This window comes from Rhodococcus sp. NPDC003318 (genome assembly GCF_042879035.1).
Taxonomy (GTDB): domain Bacteria; phylum Actinomycetota; class Actinomycetes; order Mycobacteriales; family Mycobacteriaceae; genus Rhodococcus_G.
This window is the reverse complement of record NZ_JBIAOU010000002.1, coordinates 185,851-208,910: the sequence shown is the minus strand read 5'-3', so window position 1 is coordinate 208,910 and position 23,060 is coordinate 185,851. Positions and strand designations below refer to the sequence as shown.

Below are 23,060 nucleotides of genomic sequence, written 5' to 3'. Positions count from 1 at the left end.
ACCGTTTCCGCCGCCCGATCTCAGCGTCCCGACCACGCCTGCCACAGCCGGGCGTAGCGTCCGCCGGCCGCGACCAGCGCGTCGTGGCTGCCCTCCTCGACGACGGCGCCGTGCTCGAGGACCAGCACGCGGTCCGCGGCGGCCGCCTGGGTGAGCCGGTGCGCGACGACCAGGGTGGTGCGTCCCCGGGTCGCGGCCTCGGCGGCGGCCTCGAGGTCCCGGGCACCGGCGCTGCCCGCTTCGGCGGTCGCCTCGTCCAGTACCGCGACGGGCGGATCGGCGAGGACGAGCCGGGCCAGGGCCAGCTGCTGCGCCTGCGCGGCGGTCAGCGGATGCCCGCCCTCCCCGACGACGGTCCCGAGCCCGGACTCGAGCGCCCGCGCCCAGCCCAGCGCACCGACCGTCTCCAGGGCCTCCTCGATCTCCGGGTCGGTCGCGGCCGGTCGGGCGAGCCGCAGATCGTCGCCGAGCGGGCCCGCGAAGACGTGCACCTCCTGGCTGACGATCACCACGTGCTCGCGCAACCGGTCGGTCAGGTCCGTCAGCGCCACCCCGCCGATCGTGACGGTGCCCGCGGTCGGGGTCAGCGCGCCGGACGCGATCGCCGCGACGGTGGTCTTGCCCGCGCCGGTCGATCCGACCAGCGCGACCCGTTCGCCCGGCGCGATGCGGATGTCGACGTCTCGGAGCACGTCCCGCGCTCCGTCGTAGCTGTGCCGGACACCGGTCAACCTCACCTCCGACGACCCCGGTTCGGCCGTGGACGGCTCGGCGGGCGGTTCCGGCATGGTCACCACCCCGACCAGCCTGGCCAGGCTCGCCCCGGCGGACTGCAGATCATTGAAGGTGAACAGCAGCATGCCGATCGGGTTGAACAAGCGGTGGAACAGAAGGGCCGCGGCGGTGGCCTGACCGACGGTGACGGCGTCCTCGCGGACCAGCAGGAAGCCGGCCACCAGGATGGTCGAGAGCCCGACGAACTCGGCGCGGTTGCCGCGGCCCGCGAACCGGGTGAACAGGGTGAACACGCCAACGGCGAGGTCGCGGGCCCGCCCGGACGCGCGGTCGATGTCGGCGAGATGCTGTTCCTCGAGCCCGTACGCCCGCACGGTGCGCACCCCCGTCATGCTCGCGATCAGCGCCTGCGAGCGGTCCCCCATCGCGACGCGCTCGGCGGCGAAGACCGGACCCGAGCGCGGCAGGTACCAGCGCAGCGCGAGCAGGTACATCGGCAGTGCGACGGCTCCCGCGAGCCCCAGACGCCAGTCGATGCCGAGCATCGTGACCAGGCTCAGGGCCACCAGCAGGACGGCGGACACCAGGTTCGGCAGTACGTCGGCGACGGCCTTGCCGATCACCGCGACGTCGTCGCCGACCCGGGACAGCAGGTCGCCCTTCCCGACGCGTTCGACCGTCGCGATCGGCAGCGCGAGCGCCCGTGCCACGGTCCGCTCCCGCAGCCGCGCGAGGACGGTCTCGGCGAGTCGCGCGATGAGCACCGACGCCCATCCCACGAACACCCCACCGACGACGGCGGCGACGGCGATCACCGCGACTACGCCGGCGATGGTCGAGACCGGCGCCTGTTCGCGAACCTTGTCGACGAGGACCCCGAACACCTGGATCGGTATCAACGCCATCGCCGCCCCGACGGACGCCACGGCGACGGTCGCGGCGGCCAGCGCTCGCCTGCGGCCGAGTTCGCCGCGCAGCCACCGCCAACTCTGTCGGGCGGTGGCGATCGGCAGCCGCGGGGCCGTGTCCGTCTCCGTGGTCATCGCAGCACGATCCTTCGGTAGTTCTCGTCCACGGCGGCGAGATCGCCGTGTGTGCCCTCCGCGACGACCCGGCCCTCGTCCAGCACGACCACCCGGTCCGCGACGGCGAGCAGTGCGGGGCTACTGGTGATCAGCACGGTGGTGTGGGCGCGACCGTTCGCTCCGGAGTGACGCAGGTCGGCGATGCCGTCGGCGATGGACTGTTCGGTGACCGCGTCCACCGCGGTGGTCGGATCGTGCAGCACCAGGACCGGCGCCCGGGTTGCGAGGGCCCGGGCCAGCGCGACCCGCTGCCGTTGGCCGCCCGACAGGTTCGCGCCGCGGTCGGCGACCTCGAGGTCGACCCCGTGCGGTGCGCGTCGACGACCTCGGCGGCCGCCGAGGCGGTCAGCGCGGACCGCAGGGTGTCGGGGGCGGCGCGACCGACGTCGACGTTGGAGCCGACCGTCCCGGCGAACAGGTCGGTGTGGTGGGGTTCGACGTGCAGGCCCCGACGGGCCTCGGTGTGCGTGATCTCCGCGAGCGGGACACCACCGACGGTGACCGATCCGCCGTGGTCGCCCGGTGGCACGTGCCCCGACAGCAGCACCGCCAGCGCCTCCCCGTCCTGCGGGCGGTGAGCCAGCACCCCCACCAGCTCCCCCGGGCGGGCGTGCAGCGTCAACCCGTGCAGCGACCGGTACGTCACATCGCGCAGGTCGAGGTCGACGGTCCCCGGCAGCGCGCGGGTGCCTTCGGGCACCATCGGTTCGGCGTCGAGGACGATCGCGAGCCGCTCGGCGGACGCCCGCGCCGTCGCGAGGTCGGCCGGGGTGCGCGACAGCATCCCCAGCGGTTCGATGACGAACTGCGAGAGGCCGACGACGGTGATCAGTTCCCCGACGGTGATCCTGCCCTCGAGGGCGAACCATCCGGCCAGGCCCGCGACCCCGACCGCGAGCAGCGCGCTGACCGTCACCGACGCACCGAGGAAGGTGCCGCGGGCCCGGGCGGCGCGCAGCGTCGCGGACAGCGCCTCCGCACTCGCGGCGCGGTACCGCTGCGCGGCCGCCGCCTCGGCGCCGACGCCGCGCAGCGGCCGCAGACCGCCGACGAGATCGGTGGCCATCGCCGACGCGCGGGCGATCGCCTCCTGCTGTGCGGTGGCGCGCCGCATGATCACCGGCGCCGCGAGCTGCATCGCACCCAGGATGACGGGGGTGCCGACGAGCACCGCCAGGCCGAGTGGGACGTCGATCACCAGCAGCGCGATCGCGGATGTGACCGCCGCGACCAGTGCCGCGACCACCCGGGGGATGACGTCGAGGATCCACGCCTCCTTCTCGGCGTCCGAGGTCGCGACGGTGAGCAGCTCACCCGACCGCAGTTCGGTCCGCACTCCGCGGGGATGCAGGATCCGACCCGCGACCTCGACCCGCAGCAGGTGCGCTTCGCCCTGCATGGCCCGCACGATCAGCCGGGCACCGGACCGCCACGCGGCCGTGAGCACGAGAAACAGCACCGCGAGGGCCGCGATCGACCACAGCATCGCCGACGTGGAGCCGGGCGCGATCGCCCGTCCGACGATGACACCGATGGCGATCGGGACCATCGTCTCGGCGAGTTGGTGCACTCCGAGGAGGGCTGTGCCACCGGCAAGCGGACCGCGGTGCCGACGGATGGTGCGACGCAGGATTCCGCCTCCACCCGGCCGCTTGGATGCGTTGGACATCGTTCTCCCGTCGCGAATCGAGTGAGTGAACCCTAAACCAGGTGGAACTGGCGCCGGGCGGCCCGGTTCTCCTAGAGTCGCGGGCAGAAATCACGGCTGCGCCCCACGCAGCTTCCGCCTGGGAGGAACCGGCACCATGTCCACCACCAAGACCACCACCGAGAACGACCTCGTCGACGAGGAACTCGAGCCCCTCACCGACGAAACCGCCCGGAAGGCGCAGCGGGTTGTCGCGGCCTATGCCGAAGATGCCGACGAATGTCGCATGTTGCTGGCTATGCTCGGAATCGGCCCCTCGGCCAAGATCGACTAGTTCGCCGACGCTGACGCGACGTCAACGCGGCTGGGAGGAACAGGACCACAGTGGGCTCAGCCGCCTCGGAATTCGTCGTCGTCGCCAACCGGCTCCCCGTCGACCTGGAGCGGCTGCCGGACGGGACAACCCGGTGGAAACGAAGCCCAGGCGGACTCGTCACCGCACTCGAACCCATCCTCCGCGGGAACAGCGGAGCCTGGGTCGGGTGGCCCGGTGTCCCCGACACCGAACTCGAGCCGATCACCGAGGACGGCATCGAGATGCATCCGGTCGCGCTCAGCGCCCAGGACGTCGCCGACTACTACGAGGGTTTCTCCAACGCCACCCTGTGGCCGCTGTACCACGACGTGATCGTCCGACCGGAGTACCGCCGGGAGTGGTGGAACACCTACGTCGACGTCAACCGCCGCTTCGCCGAGGCCACCGCGAAAGCCGCGGCCGAGGGCGCGACGGTCTGGATCCAGGACTACCAACTCCAGTTGGTGCCGAAGATGCTGCGTATGCTGCGCCCCGACCTGACCATCGGGTTCTTCCTGCACATCCCCTTCCCGCCGGTCGAGCTGTTCATGCAGATGCCGTGGCGGACGGAGATCGTCGAAGGTCTGCTCGGCGCCGACCTGATCGGTTTCCATCTGCCCGGCGGCGCGGAGAACTTCTTGTTCCTGGCCCGCAGGCTGCTCGGCCACCAGACGTCCCGCGGCACGGTCGGGGTGCGGTCGAGGCTCGGCGTGGTCCAGGTCGGCTTCCGCACCGTCCGGGTCGGCGCGTTCCCCATCTCCATCGCGTCCGGTGCCCTCGACGAGCAGTCCCGCACCAAGTCGATCCGCGATCGTGCCAAGAAGATCCGCAAGGAGCTGGGCAACCCGAAGAAGATCATGCTCGGTGTCGACCGCCTCGACTACACCAAGGGGATCGACGTACGCCTGGACGCGTTGCACGAGCTGATCGCCGAGAGCCGGGTCGACCCGTCCGAGACGGTGATGGTGCAGCTGGCGACGCCGAGCCGCGAGCGCGTCGAGTCGTACGTGCAGATGCGCGGCGAGATCGAGATGACCGTCAGCCGCATCAACGGCGAGTACGCGGAAGTCGGCCGGCCCGTCGTGCACTACATCCATCGCCCGATTCCGCGTGACGAACTGATCGCCTTCTTCGTCGCCGCGGACGTCATGCTGGTGACGCCGCTGCGCGACGGCATGAACCTGGTCGCCAAGGAGTACATCGCCTGCCGCAGCGACCTCGGCGGCGCACTGGTGCTGAGCGAGTTCACCGGCGCCGCAGCCGAACTCCGGCAGGCGTTCCTGTGCAACCCGCACGACCTCGAGGACGTCAAGGACAAGATGGAGGCGGCACTGACGCAGCCTCCGGAGGACGGCCGCAGGCACATGCGCGCGCTGCGCCGCCAGGTCCTCGCCCACGACGTCGACCGCTGGGCCCGCGCGTTCCTCACCGCACTGGCCCGCGAGTCGGTCGCCGGTGCGGCCCTCATGCCGGCCGAGGAACCGGCGGAGGAACCGGCGGACTGAGGGCCGGCTAGACCGGGGTGAGACGGCCGGTCAGCCACCGGTCGCCGTCCTTGTGCATCTCCATGCGGACCCGGCTGCCGGTGGTGGCGGCGTCGGGCGCGTCGGCGCTGGTGGTGATCTGGTTGACGAAGAGCAGCACCACGGCGTCGTCGGTCGTGGCGGACACGATCGACCCGGCCTGTACGGTGGCCTGCACGGTCAGCTTCTTCTCCTTGGCGCCGGGAGCGATGGTCTCCTCCACCAGCGTGGTGTAGTCGGCCTTGAAGTCACCGGTCAGTCCGTCGGCCGCCGCGGCCAGCTGCTGGTCGACCTCGTTGTAGTTGTACGACAACATCGCGGCGGCCTGCTGACTCGCCGCCGCGACCGCGTCGATCCGGGCCTGTTCGGTCGCCCGGTCCTCCAGGTACCCCTTGGCGAGGATCCCGACGAACACGGCGAGCGCGACCACCACCACGCCCGTGACCACGGCGAGCACCCTGGGCAGTACCGTCGAGTTCGCAGTCACTGCAGCACTTTCCACGGTAACCGCGTCCTCACTCGACTCCGTGTGCTCCGGCTGCCTGTCCACATCGCTCATGGCACGAACTCCACCTTCGAGGCCGTCATGGTGCCCCCGTCGTCGGTCACGGTCACGCGCATCCGGAAGTCCCGCGGACCGTTCTGGGTGCCGTCGGGGGTGCTGACGTCGGCGCGCGCGGCGACGAGCACCTTCGCCGTGTTCCCGTCCTCACTCTCGAGGCCCGACTCGAGGATCTTGCCGACCGTGGTCACCCCGGCCTCCTGCACGACGCTGACGAAGGGGTCCTCGCGGCCGTCGAACTCGGACCGGAACTCCCCGCTCGCGCCGGCCAGGATGCGGTCGACGTCCTCCTTCGCGGTCTCCGGCTTGATCGTGGTCAGGTTGAGCACCGTCTGACGGGCGGTCTGCACGAACGCGTTCCGTTGCGCGTCCCGCTCGTGGGCCGCGTTCCGCTCGATCAGCAGCCACACCGACGCGGCGACCAGGGCCACGATCAGCACGGCCGCGCCGGTCCATGCGGCCAGGCGCTTCCGCGAGCGGGCGGAGGGGACGGGTTCTTCGACGCCCCGACCCTCCTCGGCCGGTTCGACATTCCCTTCGGATCCGGCGTCGACCGATTGCACCACAAGGGAATCCGCCTTCTCTGCATCGACCTCCGGGGCGTTCGACGATCCCGGCTCCCGTGCCGGCACGGCCGTGTCCGGCCGGTCCACGACGGTTGCCGCCGCCGGGGACTTCTCCGCGGCCGGTGTCGCCGGAGACTGCTGTTCCTTCGGCGGTCCCGCGCTGCGACTGGCCCGCCGCCGCGCGGGCGGCCTGGTGCCGGTTGTCAGCCCTGCTGACGTGTCATCATCGTCTGCCACGTCGTGTCCTCCCTTGCTTTTCCGCCCGGCGCCAGCGCTGGCTGGGCGTACAGGCGGCCGTCGGGCCCGACGTACTTACCGGTCGTCGGGTCGTACGGACGCGCCGTCGCGGGCACCCCCACGGCTCCGTCGTAGGACGCCGGAGCCGTCGTGTACGAGGGTACAGACGGATCCTGGACGGGCCCGTTCGGCGGATTGTTGCCCTGCGCAACGTATCCGGCCTCGCTCCGGCACACCTCGGGTGACGGGCCGCGCAGTCCCGGGTACTCCATGCACGGGTAGTTCCGCGCACCCCGGACGGCGCTCGGATCGTCCGGCGCCACCTTGCAGAACAGGTCCGGCGGGGTGTCCGGAACGGACACGTCGTCGCCCGGTCGCCACTGGTCGGCCGGGACGAATCCGGTGGTGCACGGGGGTGGGTCGTTGGCCTCGAGGTTGAAGTTGACGATCGCGCCGTCCTCGCGGGGCCCGGTCAGGGCCGCGGTCATCAGTCCGGCGACCAGCGGCGGGTAGATCACCATCACCTGTTCGATGCTCTTGTTGTAGATGACACCGACCTCGCCGACACTGACCAGGTTCGCCAGCAGCACCGGCAGCGTCGGCTGCAACTGCTGGAACAGCTCGGTCGCCTCCGCCGCCGCCGACGGTCCCCGCTCGAGCAGGGACCGGATCTGCGGATCACTGGCGCGCAGCCGGTTGCTGAAGGTCACCAGATCCGCTGTCCACGAACGGATCGCGTCGCTGGTCACCACCTGGGTGTCGAGCAGTGCACCCGCCTGGTCGATCAGCGTCTTCGTGGCGTCGACGTTCTCGTCGGCCTCCTGCACGAACAGCCGGGCCGAGTCGATCAGTTGCTGCAGGTCGGGCCCGGCACCGTTGAACGCCTTGAACGACTCGTCGACCACGGTCCGCAACCGCGTGTTCGAGATGCTCGCGACGAGTTCGTCGGCCTGGTCGAGCATCGCCCCGACGTCCTGGGGCACCGTCGTCCGGTCGATCGGTATCACGTCGCCGTCGGACAGGTACGGCCCGGAATCGGTTCGCGGGATCAGATCCACGTACTGCTCACCGATCGCCGACACACTCTTGACCGCGGCATCGAGATCCGCGGGGATGTCGTACCCGCTGCCGATCGACAGGGTCGCGTCGACCCCGTCCGTGGTCAGCACCACGTCCTCGACCTTGCCGATGTTGGTGCCGCGGAACGCGACGTTCGCGTGCGGGTACAGCCCACCGGTCGAGGGGAGCTGCACCGTGACCGCGATCTGCCCGACACCGAACAGCGCGGGCAGTCGCACGTACTGGGTGGCCATCACCACCAGCCCGATCACCGTCAGGATCGAGAAGATCACCAACTGGACGCGGACGAACTTCGTGAGCATCATGGCGTCTGGCCTCCCAGCTGAGGCAGTCCGGGTATCTGGATCTGCGGCAGTCCCGGAATCACCGGCGCGGGGGCGGGTGTGGGCTCGGACTGGATGACGTCGGGTGCGCGCGGCGCGGGGATCTGCAGTGGGTCGGTCGCCTGACCGGCGACGCCGGCCAGGGTGCCCAGTGCGCCCTCGACTCCGCCGAGCCGGCCCGCCAGACCGGTCCCGGTCAGGAAGTTCGCATCGAGCCGCGTGTTGGTGAGGTCGATCATCATCATCAGGTTGGCGTAGTCACCGCGGAACACCTGGTCCATGTTCTTCATCGCGAACGGGAAGGTCAGCAGCAGCGAGAGCACGTCGGTGAGTGCGTTGCCGGTGCTGGCCAACTGGTCGAGCAGCGGTGCGAGCGAAGCCAGGTTCGCCTCCAGATCGGATCCGCTCTCGTTGATGACGCGCGTCGCCGTCGTGCTGAGGTTTCCGAGCGCGACGAGTGCGGTGGTGAGGTTCTGCCGCTGCGCGACGAGGACCTCGAGCGCGGGCGGGATCCCGTCGAGGGCCGCGGTCAGCGTCTCGGTCTGCTGGTTCACCGTGCTCGCCAGCCGGTCGATGCCCTCCATCGCCGAGATGATCTCGCCGCGTTGTGCATCCAGGCTCCCGACGAGCTGGTCGAGCTGCGGCAGCAGGTCCCGGATCGACTCCTCCCGGCCACCCAGCGCCGCGTTCAGCTCACGGGTGATGTCGTTGATCTGCGCCAGCCCACCGCCGTTGAGCACCACCGACAGTGACGACAGCGTCTGCTCGGTCGTGGGGTAGGCGCCCGCCCGCTCGAGCGGGATGACGTCGCCGTCCTCGAGGGTGCCCTCCGGGGCGATGCCCGGCGGCGGCGCGAGCTCCAGGTGCTGCGACCCGAGCAGGCTGGTCTGCCCGATTCTCGCGACCGCGTTGGCAGGCAGCTCCACATCCTGGTTCAACGAGACGGTGACCTCCGCGTGCCAGCCCTGCACCTCGATGCCGGTGACGGTTCCGACCGTCACGTCGTTCACGCGCACCGGCGAATTCTCCGACAGGGTGGTCACGTTCGGCATCTCGATCGTGACCGTGTACGCGCCCTCCCCACCGCCCTCGGTGCCGGGCAGCGGCACCGAGTTGAGGCCCTCCCATTCGCACGCGCTCAGGGTCAGCGTCAGCACCGTCGCGACCGCGACCGCGGCCGCACCGGCGCGGCGCCGTCCCCGCCGGATCATCGCCCACCTCCCGGGTTGAGCAGGGCCCCGAGATCGGCCGGCACGTTCACCGTCGGCATGGCGGCGAGGGGGCCCGCGATGGAGGTGGCCTCCTGCCGCGGCGCGACCTGACCGGCCAGGCTCGGCGGTGAGTAGGCGATCTGGTCGGGCCGGGCGTTCGCCGCGATCGCCGGATTGGTCAGGAAGCCCGGGTAGTTCATCGCGACCGAGTTCAGCACCGGGCCGAGGTACTGCGCGCACAGGTCCGCGCTGCGGTCGGAGTCGTTCGCCTCCAGCCCGGAGATCAGACCGCACACCATGTTGATCGGGTTGCCCGCGTTGCTCAGTGCGATCGCGCCGTTCAACGACCCCTGCGCGGGGCTGTAGATGTTGTTGAAGTTGGCCAGCGCATTCGGGGCCACGTGCAGGACCTGCTCGAGCTGGGGGCGTTTCTGGGCCAGCACCGTGGTGGCGTCGGCGAGGCGGCCGACCTGTTCGCTGAGCGAGTCCCGGTTCTCCGCGACGAAGCGCTGCACGTCGCCCAACGCGACGTCGAGATCGCCCAGTGCGGTGCCCAGTTCGTCACTGGTGTCGGCCAGCAGCGACGACACCGACGCGAGCCGTCCGCCGAACTGCACGATCTGCTCGTTGCTCGCCGCCAGCGCGGACACGAACGCCTGCAGGTTCCGGACGGTGCCGAACAGGTCGGTCCGTCCGTCCGAGAGCAGCTTCATGGTGTCCGACAGCTCGCGCAGGGTGGACCGCAGCGCCTCCCCGTTGCCGTCGAGGTTCGCGGCGGCGGTGTCGACGAACCGTCCGAGCGAACCCTGGTCGGCGGCGCCCTGCGGCCCGAGGGCCTCGGACAGCTTCGCCAGCTCCGTCTTGATCTCGTCCCATTCGACGGGAACCGCGGTGCGCTCCACCGGGATCCGCGCGCCGTCGCTCATCGTCTCGCCTCCGGTGTAGACCGGTGTGAGCTGGACGAAGCGCGCGGCGACCAGGCTGGGCGCGACGATCACGGCGGCGGCGTCGGCAGGGATCTCCACCGAACGATCTACGTGCATCACGACCGTCGCACCGGTTCCGTTCGGATCGATGCTCTCGATGGTGCCGACCTTGACGCCCAGCACCCGGACGTCGTCGCCCGCGTACAGCCCTGTGGTGGTCGGGAACTCGGCGGTGATCGTGTTCTTCCCCAGGCCGGGGACGAAGAACAGGATCGCGGCGGCGGCGACCGCGGCGACGACGAGGGCGACCCCTCCGCCGACCAGCCACCGCTTCGCGGACGTACTCTGCACGCTCATCGGTTCGGGTCCTTGAGCTCGGTCTTCAGCGGCGGGAACTGCTGGAGGTCCTGCGGCACGTGCTCCGGCCACACCAGCGAGTCGACGAACGTCTGGGTCATCGCGCCGACGCTGAAGTTCGCCACGTACGCCATGAAGAACGGTCCGCTGCTGACGGCCTCGCCGAGCGCGGTCGCGTACGGACCGAGCCCGTCGAGCGCCCGGCTGATGTTGTCCCGGTTGCGCTGCAGGATGTCCACCGTCGCGTTGAGCTTGTCCAGCGTCGGCTTCAACTGCTGCTCGTTGTCCTGGACGAGGCCGGTGAGCTGACGCGAGACGGACGAGACGTTGCTGATCAGCTCGCTGATCGCGGCACGGCGCCGATCCAGTTCGCCGAGCAGATCGTTGCCGTCCACGATGAGGGCGTTGATCTGGTCGCTGCGGGCGGCGAGGATGCCCGTCACGCTCTCGGCGCGGGCCAGCAGGTCCTCGAGCGCCTCGTCGCGCGAGTTGAGGCTGGCGGACAGACGCGAGACGCCGTCGAGCGCGGTCCGCAGTTCCGGCGGGGTGTCGGCCAGCGCGTCCGACGTCGCGTTCAGGGCGTCGTTGAGCTGGTCGGTGTCCAGTTCCGACACGGTCGTCGTCAGATCGCCGAGGGCGTCATTGAGCGAGTACGGAGAGTTGGTGCGCTCCAGCGGGATCGCGCCACCGACCGGCATCGTCTCGGCTCCCTCCGGGGTCACCTCGAGGGACTTGCGCCCCAGAATGGTGTTGGTCTTGATGTCGGCGCGGGTGCTGTCTCCGAGTCGGATGCCCTCGTCCACCGAGAACCGCACGAGCACGTCGGTGCCGTCCAGTTCGACCTTCTCGACCTTGCCGACGTTCACCCCGGCAACCGTCACGTAGTCGCCGGTGAGCAGGCCGCCCGCGTCCGCGAAGTACGCGTCGTAGCGGACACCGCCCGCGATGAACGGCAGCCGGTCGTACTGCAGGCCGGCCAACACCAGGGCGGCCGCGACGACGATGCCGATGACGCCGATCTGGACGGGGTTTCGTTCGCGTGTGGTCATCGGAACGCGCACCTCCCGGTCGTCTGCGTCGGAGTGGTCGGCAGCTCGACGTGCAACTCCTGACCGTCCGGTCCGGAGAACTTGAACTTGACCGAGCACGTGTAGAACTGGAAGAAGCTTCCGTAGGCGCCGGTGCGGATCAGCTTCCGGTAGGCGTCCGGAAGTCGCTCGAGCACCCAGTCGACCTGGTCCTGCCCGGCGACCAGCTGGGTGGCCACCTGGTTCGCTCCCGCGATCGTCGCCTGCAGATCGGGCCGTGCACCCTCGAGCAGATCCGCGAGATCCCCTGTTGCGGTGGCGATCTCGGGGATCGCGGCGCCGATCGGATCGCGATCCTGCGCCAGGCCGCTGACCAGCTGCTGCAGTTGATCGACGGTCGACGAGAACTGGTCGCCGCGGTCGTTGATCGTCTCCAGAGTGGTGTTCAGGTTGGTGATCACGTCACCGATCAGCTGGTCCCGGTCCGCGAGCGTGGCGGTGAACGAACTGGTGCTGCCGAGCAGCGAGACCAGCGTCCCGCCCTGCCCCTGCAGCACCTGCAGCAGCGCGCCGGTCAGGTCGTTCACCTGGTCCGCGTTCAGACCCCGCAGCAGCGGCTTGAACCCGCCGAGCAGCAGGTCGAGGTCCAGCGCGGGCGACGTCTGCGACTCGGGAATCGTGCCGCCGTCGACGAGGATCGCCGACGACCCGGCGCCCTCGAGGAGCTCGAGGTAGCGGTCACCGACGAGGTTCTCGTACCGGACGGTGGCGCGGGTGCTCTCGAACAGCGGGTACTCGCTGTCCACGTCGAACGCGACCTGTGCCTGGTTCTCGGGGCCGACCTCGACCTTCGTCACCGACCCGACCGGGACGCCTGCGATCCGCACCTTGTCCCCGGCCGCGAGCCCCGAGGCGCTGGTGAACTCGGCGTGGTACCCGTTGCTGGTACTGAAGCGGAACTGGCTGAAGACGACGGCGAGGCCGGCGAAGATCAGCACCATCACGGTGGTGAAGACGAGCAGCTTGATCGCGGTCGGGCGCATCAGTTCTGCCCTCCCTGCGGCGCGACACCCGCGTACAGCCACTGGAACATCTTGGGCACGTTCAGCGACGCCGTCGTGGACGGGACGTACGGCACCGTGCCGGTGTCGGCGACGACGAACTTCGCGTTGCCGTCCCGATTCGGGTCGAAGTTGGGCAGACCCCAGCAGTTCGGGCCGCCGGACGCGTTCACCTTGGGCAGGTCCGTCGGGTAGGTGTAGGGCGCCTCACCGGGGATGAAGCTGGCGCTCAACGCGAAACCGGGCTGGTTGCCCCCCTCGAGTTCCTCGGCGATCGGGCGGACGTTGTTCAGTCCGACGATCAGGCAGGCGAGGCTCGGGGAGTACTCGGCGGCGAGCGCGGTCGTCGGTTCGAGCAGCGCGAGCGACTGCGTGAGATCCGCCTCGTTGTCCGTGAGCACCTGGTTCGCGGTGTTCGCCAGTCCGGTGACGTTCATCAGCAGCAGGTTCAGGTTGGCCTGCTCCGCGACGATGCTGCCGCTCGTCACGGTCGCGTTGGCCAACAACGTCATCAGGTCGGGGGTGACGTCGGCGTAGGTGTCGGCGACCGTGGCCGCGGCGGCCAGGTCCTGCTGCAGCTGCGGCAGTGAGGGATTGAGCTCCTTCAGGTACGAGTGGGTGTCGGCGAGCAGCTGACCGAGTTCGTCGCCGCGGCCGTTCAGCGCGTCGGAGACGGCACCCAGGGTGGCGTTGAGTTTCTCCGGCTCGATCTGCTGCAACAGCTCCGACAGGTGCTGGAACAGGGTGTTGAATTCGACGGTGACCGAGGTGGCGGCGACGTTCGTGCCCGGTGCCAGCGACTGCGACGACGGGTGTTCGGGCACCACGAAGTTGACGTACTTGGCACCGAACACCGTGGTGGACTTGATCTCCACCGTCGAGTTCGACGGAATCAGTTCCAGTTGATCGGGATCCATGTCGAGGTGGAGCACGGCCTGGCCGTCCACCTCGTCGATGGACCCGACCCGGCCGACCTCCACGCCACGCATCTTCACCTTCGCCTGCGGATCCATGACCAGGCCGGCCCGATCGGCGGTCACGGTCACCGGTTCGGTGCTGGTGAATCCGCCGGAGAACATGGTCAGCGCGACGGCGACGACAGCGACGAGGCCGCCGACCAGGATCAGCGCGGCGAGCTTCTTCTTCCACGAGGAGTCGGTCATGCGCGCTATCCCGAGAGGTTGAAGTTGCCGGACCCGCCGTAGATGGCGAGTGAGAGCAGCAGGGTCACGGTGACGACCGCGATCAGCGACATCCGCACCGCGTTGCCGACGGCGACGCCGACACCGACCGGTCCGCCACTGGCGTTGAAGCCGTAGTAGGTGTGGATCAGCATGACGGCCAGTGCCATCACGATCGCCTGGGCGAACGACCACAGGATGTCGGTGGGGATCAGGAACGTCGAGAAGTAGTGGTCGTAGACACCGGACGACTGCCCGTACAGCACCACGGTCGCGAAGCGGCTCGCCACGAACGACGCGACGACCGCCAGGGAGTAGAGGGGGACGATCGCGATCATTCCGGCCATCACCCGGGTGCTGACGAGGTAGGGGATCGACGGGATCGCCATCACCTCGAGCGCGTCGATCTCCTCGGAGACCCGCATCGCCCCGAGTTGGGCCGTGGACCCGGCGCCGATCGTGGCGGCCAGGCCGATGCCGGCGATCACCGGTGCCGCGATCCGCACGTTGATGAAGGCGGCGAAGAAGCCGGTGAGTGCCTCGACGCCGATGTTGCCGAGCGAACTGTAACCCTGGACGGCGATGGTGCCGCCGGCGAACAGGGTGAGAAAACCGACGATGACGACGGTGCCGCCGATGACGGCGAGAGCACCGGTCCCCATGCTGATCTCGGCGATCAGCCGGATCGTCTCCTTCCGGTAGTGCACGAGCGCACGGGGTGCCCAGACGAGTGCACGCCAGAAGAAGATCGCCTGCTCGCCGACGGTGTCGACGGCGACGGACATTCTGCGGATCCGCCGGCGGGTGCCCTGGAACTTGCCGGTCAACGCGAAGGCCATGCCGTCACCCCGCCGTCAGCTTGATGCCGATGGCCGTGACGAGGACGTTGACGACGAACAGCGCCATGAACGCGAACACGACGGTCTGGTTGACGGCGTCGCCCACACTCTTGGCTCCGCCCTTCACACCCAGCCCGAGGTAGCAGGCGACCAACCCCGCGATCATGCCGAACAGCCCGGCCTTGAGCTGCGAGATCATCAGTTCGCCGAATCCGGTCAGCAGCGTGATCCCGTTGACGAACGCGCCCGGGTTCACGCCCTGCAGCAGCACCGAGAAGGCGAATCCACCGACGATGCCGATGGTGCTGACGAGTCCGTTGAGCAGGAGGGCGACCACGGTGGAGGCCAGCACCCGGGGCACCACCAGCCGCTGGACCGGGTCGATGCCGAGCACCCGCATCGCGTCGATCTCCTCGCGGATGGTCCGGGCGGCGAGGTCCGCGCAGATGGCGGTGGCGCCGGCGCCGGCGACGATCAGCACCGTCACGATCGGTCCGACCTGGGTGACGGCACCGAGCGCGGCACCGGCGCCGGACAGGTCGGCGGCGCCGATCTCCCGGAGCAGGATGTTGATCGTGAAACTCACCAGGACGGTGAACGGGATCGCCACGAGCACGGTCGGCACCATCGACACCCGGGCGACGAACCAGGCCTGGTCCACGAATTCGCGGCCCTGCAGTGGCGGGCGAACCATCGCCCGGAAGGTCTCCGCGGTCATCTGGAAGAAGCCGCCGACCGCTCGCAGCGGCACGGCGAGGAGGTCGTTCACAACTCCTCCTCCTGTGGTGTCGCGCGTGTGGCGCGCGGGACGACTGCGGCGCGTCGAGCGACGCCCCGACTCCCCCCGACATCTGTGACGCGGGTCATATTAATTAGAACGTGTTCAGGTGTCAAAGCTGCTCACTGGAATCACTGTTTTCCCAGCTCGTTCGGGATAAATGAAAGGAATCACGAGGCCGCGACTCGGACGCGTTCACCACGTCTACACCGATGTCGAACGCTCGGTCCTCGACTCGAATCAGGCCGAGCACCGCACCCAGGTACTCCACCCTTCGAACCATCCTCGACCGCGCCACTCCGCCCACCCCACTTCCGCCCGAAGACCTCACGCGACAACCGCCCGGACGACAACGCGAAAGGCGATACGACGAGGGCGGAGAAGCGCTCTCGCCGCTCCCCCGCCCTTCGCCGCGCACCCCGCCGGCGCCGTCGGACGACAGCCCCCCACACCGGATGCCGGAGGCTGCTCGAACCTGCGTCACACCGAGGTCGTCGATGGTGTCCACTCGGCACAATCATGTCCGGTCACACCGGCCTCGCGTGGCGAAATCGAGCAACTACTTCTCAGTGCAAACAAACCCTCGGTGCGGGAACGAAACCCGGCGCGAACACTGCGCCCAACCGACTGCCGCGATCGGCACTCCGGCGGCCTCGTTCCTCAGCCCAGCGACTTCACGGCGTCCGTCGCCGCGAACATCCGGGCCGGATCGCGCCCGTCGAAGTACCCGCCGAGCGACTCGGCGAGCGACGCCGGATCCCACTGCGTTCCGGGAGCGTCGAAACGCTGCTCGACGACCGGTGCCGCCATCAGCGCGACCATGGGTCCGTACACGACGAAGACCTGACCGTTGATCGCGTCCGCGGCCGGCGAGGCCAGGAACGACACCAGGTTGACCACATGGTCCGGCGACAGCGGGTCCACGCCGTCCGCCGGCGGGTCACCGAAGACGTTCTCGGTCATCGCGGTCCGAGCGCGGGGGCAGATGGCATTGGCGCGCACGCCGTACCGTTCGAGCCCGCGCGCCGCGGACAGGGTCAGGGCCGTGATGCCCGCCTTGGCGGCGCCGTAGTTCGGCTGTCCGGCGGGTCCGAGCAGACCGGCCTCCGACGAGGTGTTGATCAGCCGGCCGTACACCGGCGCCCCGACCGCCTTGGATTCCGCGCGCCAGTACACGGCGGCGTTGCGGCACAACAGGAAATGGCCACGAAGGTGAACCCTGAGCACCATGTCCCACTCGTCGTCGGACATCGAGAACAGCATCCGGTCGCGCACGATGCCGGCGTTGTTGACGACGATGTCGACACCACCCATCTCCTGCGCGGCCACCATGAGCGCGTCCGCGGTGGACCGTTCACCGATGTCGCCGGGAACGAACGCGGCCTTGCCTCCGAGTGCGTGGACCTCGTCCAGCAGTGTGTCCGACTGCTCACCCGCGGCCAGGTCGTTGACGACCACGGTCGCACCCGCCCGCACCAGGCCGAGCACCTCCGCCCGGCCGAGGCCCGCGCCACCACCGGTGACAATCGCAACCTTGCCGTCCAGACCTACCTCGCGACCAGCCAATCTCACCACTGCCTTCGTGAATCGGTTACGGATTCGTCAGTGGTGGCCGCCCGCGAGCAGCCACCCGTTCGTGACGGCTGTCACTCTAGAACGTGTTCTCGTTTGCGGCAAGGAGGGCACGACTACCTCTCCAGCGTCAGTGCCGCACGGGGGCACTGCGAGACGGCCTCCTCCATCAGCGCGACGGTCGCCTGGTCGTCGCCGACGGGCTGCGTGACGATCAGGTTCTCGCCGTCGTCGAGCTCGAAGACGTCGGGGGCGATTCCGACGCACACCCCGTTCGCCTCGCACCGGTCGAAATCGACCTTGACCTCCATTGACGCACCTCTTCTCTGCTGGATTCCGGTCGGCGACAACGCGACCCCCGACCCGGGCGCCCGGCCCGATTCACCATAAGACTAGAACCCGTTCCACTGGTGTGCAATGATGCGGAAAACCCATGGGGACGGAACGGGGAACAGGCCGCCGCCCGATGCGGCACCGCCCGGCGCCGAGCTCCGCCGCCAACTGTGAGAACCTGTGTCAGACCGGAGAGGGATCGATGCACATCACCTACACGGCGGAGCAGCAGATGCTGCGGGAGGAGCTGCGCTCGTACTTCGCCACGCTCATCACTCCCGAGCGCCGCGAAGCGCTGGCCGCCCAGACCGGCGAGTACGGCTCGGGCACCGTCTACCGCGACGTCGTCCGGGAGATGGGCCGCGACGGGTGGCTCACCCTGGGCTGGCCGAAGGAGTACGGCGGACAGGAACGCTCCGCCATGGACCAGTTGATCTTCACCGACGAGGCCGCCATCGCGGGCGCACCGGTCCCGTTCCTGACCATCAACTCGGTCGCGCCGACCATCATGCACTTCGGCACCGAGGAACAGAAGAAGTTCTTCCTGCCGAAGATCTCCTCCGGGGAACTGCACTTCTCGATCGGCTACTCCGAGCCCGGCGCGGGGACGGACCTGGCGAGCCTGCGCACCACCGCGGTCCGGGACGGCGCCGACTACATCGTCAACGGCCAGAAGATGTGGACGTCGCTGATCGCCTACGCCGACTACGTGTGGCTGGCCTGCCGTACCGACCCGAATGCCAAGAAGCACAAGGGCATCAGCATGCTCATCGTGCCGACCACGGCGACGGGCTTCTCCTACACCCCGGTGCACACGATGGCCGGACCGGACACCAGCGCCACCTACTACCAGGACGTACGGGTGCCCGCCGCGAACCTCGTCGGCGAGGAGAACGGCGGCTGGGCGCTGATGACCAACCAGCTCAACCACGAGCGCGTCGCCCTGGTCTCCGCCGCCCCGATCCAGGGTGCGTTGCGCGACACCCTCGAATGGGCGCAGAACACCAAGACGGCCGACGGTCGCCGCGTGATCGACCAGGAGTGGGTGCAGATCAACCTCGCCCGCGTCCACGCCAAGGTCGAATACCTCAAACTGATGAACTGGGAGGTCGCCTGGAACGCCGAGCACGCCCCGAGCAAGGGCGACGCCTCCGCGTGCAAGGTCTTCGGTACCGAGTTCGCCACCGAGGCATACCGACTGCTGATGGAGGTCCTGGGGCCGCTGGCCTACCTGCGTCAGGACTCGACGGGCTCCGTCCTGCGCGGCCGGGTCGAGCGCATGCACCGGTCCTCGCTGATTCTCACCTTCGGCGGCGGCACCAACGAGGTGCAGCGCGACATCCTCGCGATGACCGCACTCGGGCAGCCACCGGCACGGCGCTGATGTCGGCCACCGGCCGAGCGCTGCCCCTCCCCGACAACCAGGACGCCATCCGAAGGAATCATCGTGGACTTCACACCCACCGAGGCCCAGCAGGACCTCGAGAACCTCACCCGGAGCATCGCCGAGAAGCTCACCACCAACGACCGTCTGCGGGAACTGGACTCGGCCGAGGACCGCTTCGACGACAAGCTGTGGCACGCGCTCGCCGATGCCGGTGTCCTCGCCGCGGCGCTGCCGGAATCGGTCGGCGGCGGCGGATTCGGGATTCTCGAGCAGTGCACCGTGCTGCGCGAGATCGGTCGAACCGTCTCCCCGGTGCCGTACCTCGGCTCGATCGTGCTCGCGGCGTCGGCGCTCGCCGAGTTCGGTGACGAGACGCAGCGGCAACTGGCCCGGCGGGCAGGCGACGGCACCGCGATCCTGACTGTCGCCCTCGCCGAGGAACTGAACCTCGACCCGGCACAGCCGGTCACCCGCGCCGACCGACGCGGTGACGGCTGGGTGATCACCGGCACCAAGATCACCGTTCCCGCGGCCGCCTTCGCGGACGCGATACTCGTGCCGGCCACCACCGTCGAGGGGGTCGCGGTGTTCGTCGTCGACCCGTCCGCGGCGGGCGTGCAGATCGAGCGGCAGTCCACCACCGACTTCAGCGCCGAGTCGATCGTCGACCTGTCCGGCGTCGTCGCCACCGGGGTGCTCGGCGGTGTGGAGCGCGGCCCCGAGATCGTGCGATGGATCCTCGATCGCGCGTCGGTCGGCCTGTCCGCCCAGCAGCTCGGCACGCTCGAGCGGGCGTTGGAACTCGTGGCGGAGTACGCCCGCGAACGCGTGCAGTTCGACCGCCCGATCGGCAGCTTCCAGGCGGTGGCGCAGCGTCTCGCGGACGCGTTCATCGACGTCAGGGGTGTGCGCTCGACGCTGTGGCAGGCCGCCTGGCGCCTGAGCGAGAACCTGCCCGCGGAAACCGAGATCCGGACCGCGAAGTTCTGGGCCGCCGACGCCGGGCACCGCGTCGCGCACACGGTGATCCACGTGCACGGCGGAGTCGGGCTCGACCGGGACCACCCGGTGCACCGGTACTTCCTGGCCGCCAAGCACAACGAGTTCGCGCTCGGCTCGGCCACCGAACAACTCCGGAGACTGGGACAGGCCCTGGCCGACGTCCCGGCCTGATCCCTACACTGCGCGCCATGACGTCAGCCGCCCCCACCGTCGCCGACCTGCTCCTGGCACGTCGCGACGACAGCGACCACGGAGTTCTCTTCGAGGAACGGCGTATTCCGTGGTCCGAGCACGTCCGTTCCGGTGTCGACCTGGCCGCGGCCCTGGCCTCCCTGGTGGACCCGGCGGCACCCCCGCACGTCGGGGTGCTGCTCGACAACGTCCCCGAGTTCTCCCTCCTGCTCACCGCCACCGCGATCGGCGGCACCGTCCTGGCCGGGCTGAATCCGACCCGGCGCGGCGCCGCCCTCGCCGGTGACATCACGCGCGCGGACTGCCAGGTCGTCGTCACCGATTCCGAGAAGGCCCGACTGCTCGACGGTCTCGACCTCGGTGGCGTTCGCGTGCTGCTCGTGGACGACGCCGAATGGGACGACCTGCTCGCCGCGCACCGCGGCAGTCCCGTACCCGAGTCGGGGCCGGCGCACGACGATCTGTTCATGCTGATCTTCACCTCCGGGACCAGCGGCGACCCGAAGGCGGTCCGCGTCACCCACGGGATGGTCGCCGGGCCGGGGGTGATGCTCGCCGAGCGATTCGGACTCTCGGGCGCCGACACCGCGTACGCCTCGATGCCGATGTTCCACTCCGGTGCCGTGATGGCCTGCTGGTCCGTGGCGCTCGCCGCCGGCGCGAACCTCGCACTGCGGCGCAGGTTCTCGGCGTCGGGGTTCCTCCCCGACGTCCGCCGATTCGGCGCCACCTACGCCCACTACGTCGGCAAACCGCTCTCCTACGTGCTCGCCACCCCCGAACGGGACGACGACGCCGACAACCCGCTGAGTGTCCTGTACGGCAACGAGGGTTCGCCGTCCGTGATCGCCGGGTTCGCTCGGCGCTTCGACGTCCGGGTGATCGACGGATTCGGTTCCACCGAGGGTGGTGTCCTGATCTCCCGTACGCCGGATACGCCGCATGGCGCCCTCGGCCCGCTTCCCGCGGGCGTCGAGGTCCTCGACCCCGAGACCGGGGTTGCCTGCCCGACAGCCGAGTTCGACGGGGCCGGCCACGTCCTCAACGCCGACGAGGCCACCGGCGAGCTGGTGAACACGGCGGGTACCGGGAACTTCTCGGGCTACTACAAGAATCCCGAAGCCGAGGCGGAGCGCGTCCGCGACGGCCGGTACTGGAGCGGCGACCTCGCCTACGTCGACGGCGACGGCTACGTGTACTTCGCCGGGCGCAGTTCGGGCTGGATGCGGGTGGACGGCGAGAACCTCGGCACCGCACCGATCGAGAACGTCGTCGCCCGGCATCCGCGGGTCGTCGAGGTCGCCGCGTACGCGGTCCCCGATCCGCACGCCGGCGACCGGGTGGCGGTCGCGATCGTTGCGTCCGGGGGCTTCGACATCGACGAGTTCGCCGGGTTCCTCCGCCAGGCATCGGATCTCGGACCCAAGCAGGTACCCAGCTTCGTCCGGGTCACCGAGGACCTGCCCAAGACCGCGACCTACAAGGTGCTGGGCCGCTCCCTGAGCGGGCAGCGCTGGAACTCCCCCGATCCCACCTGGTTCCGCGGCGCGGGATCGACGACCTTCGTTCCCGTGACCGCCGAACTCGCGGCGAAACTCGACGCCGAACTCGACCACTGACCCGCGCCGCGCCTACCCGGCGCCGGCGTCGGCCAGCAGGGACATCAGCCCGGCGACCCCGGGCCGCACGCACTCGGCGAAGCGTCCCAACGCCTCTCGGACCTCGGCGTCGTCGCGGCGTCCCCGCACTCCGCGTTGGATGTTCAGGCGAGACCCTTCGAGCCAGTCCGCGATGTCGGGTTCCTTCGACCAGGACCGGTCGGCCGCCATCTCGGTGAGCTTCCCGCGGACCCAGTCGAGCGGCACGTCCGGGAGCCGGTTGGTCGGGCAGAGCCGGTTCTTCTCCGCGATGTCCCGCCCCGACGCCTCCACGTAGCCGACGACGGCCGCGTTGAACGAGATCACTCCGGAACGGACAGGCTGCAACGTGATTCGGCCCGGCGCGAAGATCGGGATGTCCGGCGCCGGGTTCAGTCCCGCCGCGGCGCAGTGCACGTACAGGTCGCCCGGTTCCGCCGGGACGGTGCCCCCGTCGAGGACGACGGCGTGCGCGTCGACCCGTCGCACGTGACCGAGGCGGACGACGGACTCGATGCGGCGGAGTTCGTCGACCTCGGCAGTGCTGCTGGTCGGCATCTTGAACATTGTCGGCGTCACCTCCTCGTCGACGCGCAGCAGGAACTCGCGGTCCTCGAGCCGGGCGAACAGGTCCTCCAGCGACGTCGCGTTCGCGGCGGCCTGCATCTGACGGGCGCCGCCCTCGACGACTCGTGCGATCAGGTCACCGTTCTGCACGAAGTACCGGTTCAGGAGCCACGGTTCGCGCGGTTTGACCCACCGGATCGCGTCCGGCGCGACCCCGACGCCGAGCAGCCACACACACGCGTCCATCGCCGTCTTGCCCGCACCGACGATCACGTACCGCGACGGCGGCCCCGGCGTCGACGCCAGGTCGCCCACGGGAATGCAGCGCACCCCCGGCTCGACGTCGAACGGCGGCGGGGAGGTGGCCGGCACCGACGGCGAGAGATACCTGGCGTCGACCACGGCCTCGCGGACCACCACCTCGTACCGTTCCCCCGTCACGAGGGAGACGAATCCGTGGTCGCCGTCGTACTCACACATCGGGTGGTAGCGGACGGCACCGGACGGCAGCAGGTGCGAGTGCATGACCCGGTCGAAGTAGCCGCAGATCTCGGGGCCGGTCGCGCGCTCGTACATGCCCGCGTTCAGGCCGTCGGTGTCGATGGTGTCGGCGCCGAGCGACAGCGAGTTCACCCCGTAGTACGACGACGGCTGGTGCAGCCGCACGAACGGGTAGGCGTCGTTCCAGTGGCCGCCGGGAGCGTGCCGTTGGTCCACCACGATCACGTCGGCGGAGCTGTCCGCGATCAGGGCATCCGTGAAGGCCATGCCTGCCGCGCCGGCTCCGATGACGAGGTAGTCGGTGTCGAGGGTGTGCGTCGCCATGGTGCTCGCCTCCGGTGAAAACCATCCCACCGGCTCACCGCCGTGTCCAT

Annotated in this window: 19 protein-coding genes and 1 pseudogene; 5 read left to right on the top strand and 15 right to left on the bottom strand. The window is 69.6% G+C overall.

Annotated elements, in window-relative coordinates; translation table 11 throughout:
* Nucleotides 1-20: 20 nt before the first annotated feature.
* Together ACFYVR_RS06250 and ACFYVR_RS06245 are read right to left on the bottom strand one after the other, a co-directional pair.
* Nucleotides 21-1,778: an ABC transporter ATP-binding protein gene (locus tag ACFYVR_RS06250; RefSeq protein ID WP_387470790.1), complete on the bottom strand. Its 1,758-nt coding sequence runs from the start codon at nt 1,776-1,778 to the stop codon at nt 21-23.
* Nucleotides 1,775-3,489: pseudogene (locus tag ACFYVR_RS06245) on the bottom strand (ABC transporter ATP-binding protein). The gene ACFYVR_RS06250 and the pseudogene ACFYVR_RS06245 overlap by 4 nt, the downstream one beginning before the upstream one ends.
* A 136-nt stretch (nt 3,490-3,625) precedes the next feature.
* Between ACFYVR_RS06245 and ACFYVR_RS06240 the strand changes: the two are divergent.
* Nucleotides 3,626-3,802 (top strand): hypothetical protein, encoded by a 177-nt coding sequence (locus ACFYVR_RS06240; protein ID WP_387470788.1) that lies wholly within the window; start codon nt 3,626-3,628, stop codon nt 3,800-3,802.
* Between the two features lie 50 nt (nt 3,803-3,852).
* Nucleotides 3,853-5,328 (top strand): trehalose-6-phosphate synthase, encoded by a 1,476-nt coding sequence (locus ACFYVR_RS06235; RefSeq protein ID WP_387470786.1) that lies wholly within the window; start codon nt 3,853-3,855, stop codon nt 5,326-5,328.
* A gap of 7 nt (nt 5,329-5,335) precedes the next feature.
* On the opposite strand, the gene ACFYVR_RS06230 is transcribed toward ACFYVR_RS06235, so the two are convergent.
* The 12 genes from ACFYVR_RS06230 to ACFYVR_RS06175 form a co-directional block, all read right to left on the bottom strand.
* Nucleotides 5,336-5,833 (bottom strand): h domain protein, encoded by a 498-nt coding sequence (locus ACFYVR_RS06230; RefSeq protein WP_387470784.1) that lies wholly within the window; start codon nt 5,831-5,833, stop codon nt 5,336-5,338.
* A 68-nt stretch (nt 5,834-5,901) separates the two neighbouring features.
* On the bottom strand, nt 5,902-6,711 hold the full coding sequence (locus ACFYVR_RS06225) for a hypothetical protein (RefSeq protein ID WP_387470782.1): 810 nt from the start codon (nt 6,709-6,711) through the stop codon (nt 5,902-5,904).
* Entirely contained in the window at nt 6,678-8,096 is a 1,419-nt protein-coding gene (locus ACFYVR_RS06220; RefSeq protein WP_387470780.1) for an MCE family protein, read from the bottom strand. Before ACFYVR_RS06220 ends, ACFYVR_RS06225 begins: the two co-directional genes overlap by 34 nt.
* Nucleotides 8,093-9,325: an MCE family protein gene (locus tag ACFYVR_RS06215; RefSeq protein ID WP_387470778.1), complete on the bottom strand. Its 1,233-nt coding sequence runs from the start codon at nt 9,323-9,325 to the stop codon at nt 8,093-8,095. The genes ACFYVR_RS06220 and ACFYVR_RS06215 overlap by 4 nt, the downstream gene beginning before the upstream one ends.
* On the bottom strand, nt 9,322-10,608 hold the full coding sequence (locus ACFYVR_RS06210; RefSeq protein WP_387470776.1) for an MCE family protein: 1,287 nt from the start codon (nt 10,606-10,608) through the stop codon (nt 9,322-9,324). Before ACFYVR_RS06210 ends, ACFYVR_RS06215 begins: the two co-directional genes overlap by 4 nt.
* Nucleotides 10,605-11,657, bottom strand: a complete 1,053-nt coding sequence (locus ACFYVR_RS06205) for an MCE family protein (RefSeq protein WP_387470774.1) — start codon at nt 11,655-11,657, stop codon at nt 10,605-10,607. Before ACFYVR_RS06205 ends, ACFYVR_RS06210 begins: the two co-directional genes overlap by 4 nt.
* Nucleotides 11,654-12,679: an MCE family protein gene (locus tag ACFYVR_RS06200; protein WP_387470772.1), complete on the bottom strand. Its 1,026-nt coding sequence runs from the start codon at nt 12,677-12,679 to the stop codon at nt 11,654-11,656. Before ACFYVR_RS06200 ends, ACFYVR_RS06205 begins: the two co-directional genes overlap by 4 nt.
* On the bottom strand, nt 12,679-13,860 hold the full coding sequence (locus ACFYVR_RS06195; RefSeq protein ID WP_387470770.1) for an MCE family protein: 1,182 nt from the start codon (nt 13,858-13,860) through the stop codon (nt 12,679-12,681). Before ACFYVR_RS06195 ends, ACFYVR_RS06200 begins: the two co-directional genes overlap by 1 nt.
* A 5-nt stretch (nt 13,861-13,865) precedes the next feature.
* Nucleotides 13,866-14,717: an MlaE family ABC transporter permease gene (locus tag ACFYVR_RS06190; RefSeq protein ID WP_387470768.1), complete on the bottom strand. Its 852-nt coding sequence runs from the start codon at nt 14,715-14,717 to the stop codon at nt 13,866-13,868.
* 4 nt (nt 14,718-14,721) lie between these two features.
* On the bottom strand, nt 14,722-15,486 hold the full coding sequence (locus ACFYVR_RS06185) for an MlaE family ABC transporter permease (protein WP_387470766.1): 765 nt from the start codon (nt 15,484-15,486) through the stop codon (nt 14,722-14,724).
* Nucleotides 15,487-16,155: 669 nt separating this feature from the next.
* Nucleotides 16,156-17,061 (bottom strand): 3-oxoacyl-ACP reductase, encoded by a 906-nt coding sequence (locus ACFYVR_RS06180; RefSeq protein ID WP_387471184.1) that lies wholly within the window; start codon nt 17,059-17,061, stop codon nt 16,156-16,158.
* Nucleotides 17,062-17,183: 122 nt separating this feature from the next.
* Complete coding sequence (locus ACFYVR_RS06175; RefSeq protein ID WP_387470764.1) at nt 17,184-17,378, bottom strand: ferredoxin; 195 nt, start codon at nt 17,376-17,378, stop codon at nt 17,184-17,186.
* Between the two features lie 224 nt (nt 17,379-17,602).
* Between ACFYVR_RS06175 and ACFYVR_RS06170 the strand changes: the two genes are divergently transcribed.
* From ACFYVR_RS06170 to ACFYVR_RS06160, 3 genes are all read left to right on the top strand, one after another.
* Nucleotides 17,603-18,784: an acyl-CoA dehydrogenase family protein gene (locus ACFYVR_RS06170; RefSeq protein ID WP_387470762.1), complete on the top strand. Its 1,182-nt coding sequence runs from the start codon at nt 17,603-17,605 to the stop codon at nt 18,782-18,784.
* A 63-nt stretch (nt 18,785-18,847) separates the two neighbouring features.
* Nucleotides 18,848-19,960, top strand: coding sequence for an acyl-CoA dehydrogenase family protein (locus ACFYVR_RS06165; protein ID WP_387470760.1), 1,113 nt, complete (start codon nt 18,848-18,850; stop codon nt 19,958-19,960).
* Between the two features lie 17 nt (nt 19,961-19,977).
* A complete protein-coding gene (locus ACFYVR_RS06160) occupies nt 19,978-21,600 on the top strand; it encodes a long-chain-fatty-acid--CoA ligase (protein ID WP_387470758.1) in 1,623 nt (540 codons plus the stop codon).
* A gap of 12 nt (nt 21,601-21,612) precedes the next feature.
* Here the strand turns inward: ACFYVR_RS06160 and ACFYVR_RS06155 are convergent, their stop codons facing one another.
* On the bottom strand, nt 21,613-23,010 hold the full coding sequence (locus tag ACFYVR_RS06155; RefSeq protein ID WP_387470756.1) for an NAD(P)-binding protein: 1,398 nt from the start codon (nt 23,008-23,010) through the stop codon (nt 21,613-21,615).
* Between the last annotated feature and the right edge of the window lie 50 nt (nt 23,011-23,060).